At 49.9% G+C, this 1174-nt stretch carries 1 protein-coding gene; it reads right to left on the reverse strand.

The features are described 5' to 3' along the window. Positions 1-78 precede the first annotated feature (78 nt). Positions 79-924, reverse strand: a complete 846-nt coding sequence (locus RMO15_RS24775; protein ID WP_309718934.1) for a transposase — start codon at positions 922-924, stop codon at positions 79-81. Between the last annotated feature and the right edge of the window lie 250 nt (positions 925-1174).

Here is a 1174-nt window from a genome sequence, read left to right on the forward strand (position 1 = left end):
AGCATTTTGGCTCTGTGAGATACAATTTTTTTTGGGCATCGTTTTGGTCGCGATCTGTGTTTAAGCGACCTTGTCGTATCATACCAAGGCGGTGCCTTTCATCCTGTAGAAATTACCAGTATTTTTTGTCCTGTACTGAGCTTCGCGCCATAGTTGATAGGCATTTTGACAGCCCTCTTGCCACCGCTTCAAAAGGTAATCCTTGAACGGAGTCAAAGGCCCATTAGCCGGTGAGGTGCGTTGCCTCTCCTGAAACGTCTCCGCCAGCAAGTAGTTTCGCACCGTCTGAGTGTCCAGATTCATCATGCGGGCAATCTCTTTTTTGGCATAGCCTTCCTTAAAGAGAGCATGCACTTGCTGCCATCTCTCGAAGCGATTTTGACGACTCAGTGCTCGCGCCTGCTTCTGGCGACGCGTTAAACAGACGGGGCCATCATCTACCATAGAGGGGACTTGGGGTAAAAGCACCTCTCGAATCGCCTTGGATTCTTTGCTCATCTGCTCTTGAAGTGTCTCCATCAAGTTCTTAACCAGATGAAAACGGTCAGCAACCGAGGTGGCTTCGGGTGCTCCTTCACGGATGGCCTCTGCATAAACCGCAGAGCGATCTCGGCTGACAATCTTGGCTCCGGGATGTTCACGAAGCCATTTCTCCACGGTCATTTTCTCTCGGTCAGGCAACAAATCCACGGGGGTACTGGTCTTGAGGTCAATGAGAATTGTGCCGTAGGTTTTTCCTTTTCGGAAGGCGAAGTCATCGATTCCAAGCTCTCGTGGACTCGTTTGTGCCGTGCAGGGCTGCGGGGCATTGTTAAACTGATAGAGGATGGCATCGTGGCTGAGAAGCAATCCCAGGAGTTTGGCGATGGTCGCAGCGGCACTGGCTCCCACTTCCCAAAGAATCTGCTTGAGAACGGTTTCCAATCGCGTTGTCTTTCGCTGATAACGCCGTACGATCTTGGGGAGACATTGGGCGAAGATTCTCTTCGAGCAGCTCTTGGTGTCACAAAAGAACTTTCTGAGGCGGATTTTGAATTGGGTGTGACTCATTTTGGTTGAAGGAGTTGGGGGGGCAGTTTCAGGCATAATGTCTGTACCACAAAAATAACGCCAGGAGACTGTCATGACCCCCAACTCCCAAGAAATTGTACAACAAATCAAAGACAAATTTGAA

This window comes from Armatimonas sp., assembly GCF_031410135.1.
In the GTDB taxonomy this organism is placed as follows: domain Bacteria; phylum Armatimonadota; class Armatimonadia; order Armatimonadales; family Armatimonadaceae; genus Armatimonas.